This window comes from Streptococcus sp. 2106, assembly GCF_013277315.1.
Classification (GTDB): domain Bacteria; phylum Bacillota; class Bacilli; order Lactobacillales; family Streptococcaceae; genus Streptococcus; species Streptococcus pseudopneumoniae.
This window is the reverse complement of the sequence record NZ_VMMS01000113.1, coordinates 1-8,068: the sequence shown is the minus strand read 5'-3', so window position 1 is coordinate 8,068 and position 8,068 is coordinate 1. Positions and strand designations below refer to the sequence as shown.

11 protein-coding genes are annotated in these 8,068 nt (G+C 43.1%); all 11 read right to left on the bottom strand.

Annotated features, from left to right (window positions below; all coding sequences use genetic code 11):
- Positions 1-83: 83 nt before the first annotated feature.
- Positions 84-1,181, bottom strand: a complete 1,098-nt coding sequence (locus HT723_RS10505; RefSeq protein WP_172935160.1) for a nucleotidyltransferase — start codon at positions 1,179-1,181, stop codon at positions 84-86.
- Between the two features lie 9 nt (positions 1,182-1,190).
- Positions 1,191-1,931, bottom strand: coding sequence for a class I SAM-dependent methyltransferase (locus HT723_RS10500; protein WP_031222875.1), 741 nt, complete (start codon positions 1,929-1,931; stop codon positions 1,191-1,193).
- Between the two features lie 110 nt (positions 1,932-2,041).
- Positions 2,042-2,395 (bottom strand): ribosome silencing factor, encoded by a 354-nt coding sequence (gene rsfS / locus HT723_RS10495; RefSeq protein ID WP_023933751.1) that lies wholly within the window; start codon positions 2,393-2,395, stop codon positions 2,042-2,044.
- 12 nt (positions 2,396-2,407) lie between these two features.
- Positions 2,408-2,908 (bottom strand): cysteine hydrolase family protein, encoded by a 501-nt coding sequence (locus HT723_RS10490; protein ID WP_000781356.1) that lies wholly within the window; start codon positions 2,906-2,908, stop codon positions 2,408-2,410.
- On the bottom strand, positions 2,909-3,502 hold the full coding sequence (gene yqeK, locus HT723_RS10485) for a bis(5'-nucleosyl)-tetraphosphatase (symmetrical) YqeK (protein ID WP_023933749.1): 594 nt from the start codon (positions 3,500-3,502) through the stop codon (positions 2,909-2,911).
- Entirely contained in the window at positions 3,502-4,131 is a 630-nt protein-coding gene (locus HT723_RS10480; RefSeq protein WP_000151307.1) for a nicotinate-nucleotide adenylyltransferase, read from the bottom strand. The genes yqeK and HT723_RS10480 overlap by 1 nt, the downstream gene beginning before the upstream one ends.
- A gap of 51 nt (positions 4,132-4,182) precedes the next feature.
- Positions 4,183-4,494, bottom strand: a complete 312-nt coding sequence (gene yhbY / locus HT723_RS10475) for a ribosome assembly RNA-binding protein YhbY (RefSeq protein ID WP_000060169.1) — start codon at positions 4,492-4,494, stop codon at positions 4,183-4,185.
- 213 nt (positions 4,495-4,707) lie between these two features.
- Positions 4,708-5,814, bottom strand: coding sequence for a ribosome biogenesis GTPase YqeH (yqeH, locus tag HT723_RS10470; protein WP_172935159.1), 1,107 nt, complete (start codon positions 5,812-5,814; stop codon positions 4,708-4,710).
- 2 nt (positions 5,815-5,816) lie between these two features.
- Entirely contained in the window at positions 5,817-6,344 is a 528-nt protein-coding gene (locus HT723_RS10465; RefSeq protein WP_050208330.1) for a YqeG family HAD IIIA-type phosphatase, read from the bottom strand.
- A gap of 14 nt (positions 6,345-6,358) precedes the next feature.
- Entirely contained in the window at positions 6,359-7,267 is a 909-nt protein-coding gene (locus HT723_RS10460) for a magnesium transporter CorA family protein (protein WP_172935158.1), read from the bottom strand.
- A 57-nt stretch (positions 7,268-7,324) separates the two neighbouring features.
- Entirely contained in the window at positions 7,325-7,885 is a 561-nt protein-coding gene (locus HT723_RS10455; protein WP_001168882.1) for a mechanosensitive ion channel domain-containing protein, read from the bottom strand.
- Between the last annotated feature and the right edge of the window lie 183 nt (positions 7,886-8,068).

Here is an 8,068-nt window from a genome sequence, read left to right as displayed (position 1 = left end):
CAAGGCGACGTTGACGCGATTTGAAGAGATTTTCGAAGAGTATTATTCGTAAAAAATCTCAAAAAGCCTACCTTTCGGTAGACTTAGTTTGTTTCTATTCTAATCGGTACTCTTCCAAAATTCTGCTCTGCTATACTTGGATGTCCTAGTTGATAAATCTGGTCTGCCTTTTGGGTCATGGCATCCCAAGGTTCTTTACCAATTCGGCTGACTAGATTGACCTGCCCTTTCAAAGACTTAAGGTGTTGTCTGCCTTTTTCAGTAAACCCAAGAACATGAATGGCTTCTGGCAAGTCACTTTCTCTAGCCTGCACCAAGATATAGGTCAAGAGGCGTCTGACACGCGCCTTGGTGTAGCGTTTGGTAGTCACTAACTCGACCAATTCTTCCACAGACTGGGCTGTTTTAATAGCCTCTTTAATGCGCACAGCCATTTCTTGATTAACCTGATAGATGGTGGTTAGGTCTGAATTGGACAAGATTTGATAGCGGAGCATAGGAAAATAGTCTTCCCAGCTCACCTTACTGGCCTGCTTAAATAGGGTAATAGAAGGCATAAAGCGTTCTAAGAAATCTTTGTCCCTTTGGTGCTGACGAAGAGCTGTCGCTGAGGCAAAGTCCACATCCTGGTCCACAGAATGGTAACCTGCCCCCTGACGCTGAATTGGCTCAAGCTTGATGTTTCGTCCTGCAACTGCCTTGACATAAGCCAGAGCAAGGACATGATTGGGCGTATTGCCTGAAAAATCAAGACCTGCAAATTCCTTCCACATGGCTTGGGTTTTCTGGGGATAAGAGAGGGAATCAGGCAGATTTTCCACAAATTTCTCCATCTCAACCCCCTGCTCTGTGTATAAGTCAGCGATTTTCTGGTAATCCAGAATTTCCTCCGTCCCAAATGCTAAAGTATCAATGCCCAACCGAGCCAAGATATCCACAGCTCCTTGGCCGAAGAAATCCGCCGCCTGAACACTGACTAAAAAGGGCAATTCCACTACCAAGTCTGCGCCATTTTCCAGCGCCATCTGGGCCCGTGTCCACTTGTCAACGATAGCAGGCTCTCCTCGCTGCATAAAATTACCAGACATGACAACGATTTTCAGTCCCTCAGCCTGATCCAGCAAGTATTTATGCCCATTATGAAAAGGATTAAACTCCGCAATAATACCTGTGATGGTCATAGTAATCTCCTACTTCTGCGCCACAAAAAACCAACGAGCGCTAGTTTCTGTTGGCTCCTTGTCCTCAAAGTCCGCATAGAGTTTGAAGGACTTGAAACCAGCCTGTTCCAGTAAAATATCATAGGTCAGAACCTCATAAGTCCGCTCCTCATGCACTTCATCGTGGCGACTAAAGGAACCGTCCGCCTCCTTGATAAAGAAAGTTAGCTCATGGACGATGGAGTGAGGTGCTGCATCCTCATAAGTATCCCAGAGCATGGCAAAATCTTCCGCATTTTCATGGTAGGAATAGCCTGGAAAAATTTCATCCGTCTGGTAAGTCGAATGCACATCAAAGATGAAAACTCCGTCTTCGTTGAGGACATTATAGACTTCTTTAAAAACGTCCCCTACTTCCACCTCATCCTGCATGTAGCAGATTGAGTCCGAGTAACACGTGACAAAGTCGTATTGACCTGCCTTGGACAAATCCAGCATATTACCTTCCATAAAATCAATCTTTTGCTTGGCTGAAGCCGCTCTCTTTTCGGCAATTTTCAACATATCTGCGCTCAAGTCCAGTCCAGTCACATCAAAACCAGCCTGAGAGAAGCGCACTGATTGAATTCCTGTCCCACAAGCCAATTCCAAGAGTTTCTTTCTCTCCTTAGTTTTTGGCAAATGACGCAGAGAAAAATCAGTCCATTTGTCGTATAAACTGTCATCCATGACCGCATCATAGACCGCCGCAAAAGTTTCATAAGTTGCCATAATCATGATACCAAGAGCCTACATGGCAAACACCACTCGCCCTCACCTTTCTATCAATTTTCTTCTAAAATAAGCAAAGAAACCCAGTTGACTACAACTGAGTTCATCTTCTACGCCAGAGTTTCAGATAAGTCTACAGAATCCGCCTCATGCCATAGTTTTTCCAGATTATAGTGGGCACGCATTTCTTCTGAGAAGATATGTACAACGACAGCACCGAGGTCTAGCAAGACCCAACCTCCAGCCGCATCTCCTTCGATATGACTGCCTTTAAAGCCTGCTTCCGCTACTTTTTCACGGATATTATCAGCGATAGCGTCCAACTGACGGCTATTCATAGAGCTAGTGATGACAAAGTAGTCCGTCACACTAGTCAAATCTTGTACGTCAAGTGCGAGGATATCCTCCGCACGTTTCTCATCAGCCGCTTTCACGACTAGTTCTAGTAATTCTTTTTCGTTCATTTAATCCTCTTTTTAGAAAATATGTTTGTAATCTAGGACATCTGCAAAGCGCTCCTCCCAAATGTCCTCATAAAATTCATTAATCGTTTCTGCTGGAATGTCATCCCCATCAAAGGTTGTGACAGCACCTTCTGGAACAATAAGCTGATAGCCATATTCAAAGGCAACCTTGACAGAGGTATCCACACAATATTCTGTCTGCATACCACATAAAACTAATTTTTCAATCCCCTGTTTATCCAAGTATTCTTTTAAGCCAGTTTCTTTGAAAATACTGTTATACTTCTTCTGAAAGACCTTTTCAGCAGGTTTTCGATTTAAAAGCGCAGATAACTGCCAATCTTCTGATGTTTGAGCTTCAGAGTTCTCAATATGTTGAACATAGATAATTTCAATATTCTTGCTTCTAGCCTGGTTTTGTAAATAAGAAATTTTTTCCAATAGACTTTTTGTCTGGAACCCAGTTTCTACTAAAACATTCTGAACATCAATGATTATAAAAGCCATCTTCATTTAGTTCTCTTTCAAATAGTGCACAAAGGCGTTATAGGTTTCAAGGGTTTGGGGATAGATGGGGAATCCCTGATGAGCTAGATACTCCACGGTACGAGCTGTTTCGTAGGCCACCGCCTTATTGAGCGATAGACTTGCAATCTCACGCGCCACATCTACTCCAGGAAAGGATCGATTGTGCTCGATATAGTCTGCTACATAGACAACCTTATCTAGGTCTGTCATCTGACCAGCACCGACTGTATGGACTTCAATGGCTCGCAGGATTTCTGAATCATGCAAATCCAAATCTTCCTGAATTTTGTAAATTCCGACCATACCATGCCAGACATTATTACCCCAGTTTTTGAGGTCGAAATCTAGCTGATAACGGTCAATCAAGTCTAGAAATTCCTGATCTGACAACTTTTTAGCATAGTCATGAAGAAGACCTGCTAGACTTGCTTTCTCAACATCTACACCAAAGCGCTGAGCTAACTCCATAGCGGCACGCTCCACACCTAGACAATGGGTTAGACGTTTCTCAGGTAGAAGCTCTGCCATTTTTTCCAACAAGGCCTCACGGGAGCAGTTGATATAGTCTTGATAGGACATCAGTAGAGCCCCTCCTTCTCGATGTAGTCTAGCACTGGCTGAGGTAGGAGAAAGTTGGGTTTCCGACCTTGGGCAATGAAGTCCCGCACCATGCTGGACGAGATATCCATGAGCGGTACGTCCACCCAGATAACTGGATAGGAAGTCCCTGCCTTGTAGCGTGGACGCTGAACCCCCACAAACTGAACCATGTCAACCAGTTCATCAATTCGGTACCACTTAGGCAGATAGTCAACCATGTCGGCACCGATGATAAAGTAATAATCCGTATCTGGATTCTTCTCTGTCAAAATCTTCATGGTGTCGTAAGTGTAGGAAATACCCTTGCGCTCCAACTCAATAGTTTCAATGACTAGGCCGTCAATCCCCTCAATTGCCAACTCAAGCATCTTGAGACGATGGTGTTCAGGGATGGTTTCCTTTTTATCAACGTGAGGAGGTTGGTATTCAGGCATGAGCAGAACTTGATCCAGTCCCAACTGTTGCCGTACTTGATCCGCAACAATAAGATGGGCATTGTGAACAGGGTTAAAATTCCCCCCTAAAATCCCAACTTGTTTGCGTTTTTTCTCCTTGATTTCTGGCTCCAACTCTACCTTGGTAAAGGGAGTCAATAGTTCGATTGTCATAGGCTAGTCCCCTTTATTTCTCTATAAAAACAGTTATTTGGAGTTTCGGTCTTAGATTTCTTTGACTTTCTTAGAAATCTTGCGATTTTCTTTCTTGCTGGATTGTTTAAACAAAATCAAGATGCGTCCTATTTTTTGGACTGTATCCACACCGATTTCTTCTTCCAAAATTTCAGCTACTTCGTGGATATTTTCATCTGTATTTTGCAAGAGCGTTACTTTAATCAATTCGCGTGCATCAAGTGCTTGACGAACGCTGGTTTTGATTTGGTCGTTGAGACCATTTTTTCCAATTTGGATGATGGGTTTGAGGGTGTGTGCCTGACTGTTGAGGAAGGCACGTTGTTTTGATGTTAATGACATAATTTTCTTCCTTGTTTTTTGATAGTTATTTTAGGTGGTGAGGGACGGTCGGAACTAATTTTCCAAAGATTTCATCTTTGAAAAATGGATTTCCTGACCTCACAATTGAGCCTTGGTCTCAATTGTGCCCCTTGCCAATCTACAGATTGGCAATCACACCACGGCAATAACTATCGCTATATGAGCTCACTTTGTTCGCTCAGCGATTTTGTTTTAAATAATTGCTTTTCGTATGACGACGGCGACGCCTTCTGGTGCCCAGACGGCGACTTTTGCTATGCCTGTTACGCGGATCCAGCCGAGTCCTGAGATGACTAGGTCAGTTTTGTCCTTGATATTAAAGACATGTTGGACCAATTTTGGAAAATCTTCTTTTTCCTTGCTATTTGGTGGGGTTAAAAGGGTTCCAAGATGCTTGTCGTAAAAGGCACTAGCACCTTCAAGCTTAGTACGGTGGAGTTTCAATTCATTGTCAAAGAAGGCTGTGAATCCTTGCTTTTCACCCGCAATGAAATCAAAGCGTCCGAGACCACCTAAAAACAGGGTTTGTTCAGGATTGAGCTGATAGGTTTTAGGCTTGATTTCCTTTTTAGGACTAACATACTTGAGGTTTTTAGCCGTCAAATAGTGAGCCATCTGGTGACGGTGGATAATCCCCGGCGTATCGTAGATATAAGATCCGTCGTCAAGCGGAATCTCGATTTTGTCCAAGGTTGTTCCTGGGAAGCGCGAAGTCGTAATGACATTCTGGTCACCCGTGATTTCTTGGATAATAGCATTGATTAGGGTTGATTTTCCAACGTTAGTTACCCCAACGACATAGACATCACGGCCCTTACGGTAGTGTTCAATCTTGTCAATGACTTCCTTAATGGCATGCTTGTTTTGGGCTGAAGTTAGGACGACATCAACTGGACGGAGACCTTCTTCGTGGGCACGTTCCATGAGCCACTGGCTAATCTTGCCTGGTTTAACAGACTTGGGCAAGATATCTTTTTTATTTCCAACCAGGAGGACATCATTGCCCGAGACAAAACGTGGCAAGCCTGGGATGACAGAGCCATTAAAGTCAAAGATATCAACGACATTAACCACCAGGGCATCACTGTCTCCTACCTCGTGCAAGAGTTTTAGGAAATCATCGTCTGTCAATTGAACATCCGTGATTTCATTGTAGTGGCGGAGACGGAAACAGCGTTGGCAATAGATTTCGCCAGTCTCCAATCCTTTTTCAAGTGCCGACTGAGGGGTAAAACCCAGACCAGCCTTATCTGTCGTCTGAATGGTTGCTCCACAACCAATACAGAGAATTTCTTCCATAGTTAAATTCCTTTTTTATATGTAATCGGTCCGTACATTTCAGTGATTTTTCGCATCACACGACGCTCACGAGCTCGGTTAATCTGCGTTTTAATCGAGTCATGTTGGACCAAGGGTTTGACTAAAATCGAGCGAATGCCTGCACGGTGGGCTGCTCGTATATCTGTCATGAGCTGGTCGCCAACCATGACCACTTCACTTTTCTCATAATGAAATTCCTTCATGGCACGGTCAATCCCAAATGTGAAGGGTTTCAGAGCCCAATAGACGTAATCAATTCCAAACTTCTCAACTGCTCTTTGGACGCGTTTTTTGGTGTTATTTGAGACTACGATAATGCGAATGCCCGCGTCCCGAAGATCATGTAGCCATTGCTTCATCTCTGGCGTCCCATCAGGGTTGTTCCAAGCAATGAGGGTATTGTCCAAATCGACCAAAACAGCCTTGATTCCCTGCGCCTGCAGGCTTGGGACTGTCAGATCATAAACTGCTTCCACAGCAAAATCTGGCATGTAATTTTCAATCGCCATTCTGGCTCCTTTTCTTAACTTTTTTTCGCAATTTTCCTTAGTAACAAGGATAAAACAATCCACAAACCTATACTAGCCAAACTGATGTAGAGCCAAGCATGGGGCTCATCTGTTAAAGGTAGTGGAACATTCATTCCGAAAAAGCCTGTCACGACTGCCAAAACCGCTAGCAAGACTGAAATGATAGTCAAGGTTGTCAAATTATCATTCAGATTATTGTTTAGAATGTTGTTGTAAGAGGCTGAAAGCTGCTGTAAAATCTGAGAGATTAGGTCTGTCATGGATACCAGCTGATGAGCCTCAATCATGGCATCATCAAACTGTTCTCTCTCAATCTCATCAAAACTACGATAGAGGGCGTGCCCTTGAATATGCTCCAACAAAATCCGATTTTGTTTGGCAGCTGCCGTCAGATAAACCATACCAGTTTCCAAGTCAGACAGGGCAAAGAGGTTTTTCTTAGTCGTTCGCTGGCGCAAGAGGCCATTAACCTCATCCCTACTCTTGTCCATCTGCTCGATGACAGGATAGTAGGCATTGCTGATGATTTCCAGACTGGCAAAGAGAAACTTGTAAATCGAAAGCATGTCATGGCTCTCCAGATAACGAGTCATCTGTTCAATGACATAGGCGTTCTTGGTATTACTAATGGTAATCAGGCGACGATGCTCCACGATAAAGGTCATGGGAAAAGTCTCATAGTAGGCCTTGTCCTTTTTCACATCTAGGACATTATAGATAAAGGTAACCGTCCCACTTTCACGGTGATAGTCCATGTGGGCACGCTCGTTTCTATCCAGTGCGTATTCAATGGTTTCCTTGTCCAAGCCGTAGATTTCTGACAAATCTTCTAGTTTATTCAACTTTCCGAGGTCTAGGTCTATCCAGGTACAACCATTGCCCAACTGCTTTTCTAAAACCATCTTTTCTCCTTTATTAAACTCCCTCTATTGTACCACAAATTACTTAAAATAACAGGTCTAGTCCGTGCGTGAGAAATTGCTAACAACCGTGATATTTCGGTTCGGAACAAAGTGAAGAGCTTGCTCCTCGCTACGAAGCTGTGTCGTACGAATTCCCACACTGACAACCTTACCCGATACAGTAATGGGGCCGTTGGTCAGAACAACCTCATCTCCCACATCCAGTTGACGTTCAAAAAGGATGAAAAAGCCATTGATGACATCAGACAGAAAACCTTGGGCTCCCATCCCAATCGCCACCCCAGCGATTCCAGCCCCAGCCAGCAAGCTAGATACAGGTAAGCCTAAAATCGATAAAATACAGTAGAGTAAAAAGAAATATGACGTATAATTAAACACATTTTCTAACAAACGTGAGATGGTTTTCTGGCGCCCGACATCATGATGAGACATTTTTAGAGAAGGTTTGGCAATTCTCTGCACCATGGTATGAAGCATTTTTTTAGCAATATAAAATACAATCAAAAGCAGTAAAAGAGAAATGACCTTGGTTAGAATATTTTCGATAATGGTTGTCACATCTAGCTTTTCAATATAAGCTTGAATAAATTTTTGCATATAAAACTCCTTTATTTCATTATACCATATTTTCATCAGTCTCATTCTCCATAAATATTCAAAAAATAGACAGAAAATTCTTGATTTTGTCTATCGTTTATACCCGACTTTATCACTTAATTCTCCGCCGACCTTACTTAATACCTTGGTACATCTGGATTTTTCGACTATTTTTCAACTTTT